The 240-nt window shown below is 47.9% G+C and carries 1 protein-coding gene; it reads right to left on the bottom strand.

The window, feature by feature from the left end; genetic code table 11:
- Positions 1 to 240: hypothetical protein (locus GD597_RS21790; protein WP_216368675.1), on the bottom strand; the 240-nt coding region annotated here is incomplete at both ends.

Here is a 240-nt window from a genome sequence, read left to right as displayed (position 1 = left end):
GTTACCTCACTTAGATTGATCGTATGACCAACACATACACTGTCTGGGCCGGCTATAGGAGCAATCACTGGTAAGGCAGATACAACAATGGTTTTGCTTACACTATCACTACAGCCTGCTGCATTAATCACCGTATAACTGATGCGTACGGTACCTGCACTGATACCTATTATCAGGCCTCCGCTGGTAATGGTGGCGATGCCGCTATTATCACTTAACCAGCTGCCGCCGGATGTGGTT

Origin of the sequence: Limnovirga soli (genome assembly GCF_013106755.1) — a bacterium.
GTDB classification, from domain to species: domain Bacteria; phylum Bacteroidota; class Bacteroidia; order Chitinophagales; family Chitinophagaceae; genus Limnovirga; species Limnovirga soli.
The sequence above is the reverse complement of the archived record's forward strand: the minus strand, read 5'-3'. Positions and strand labels throughout refer to the sequence as shown.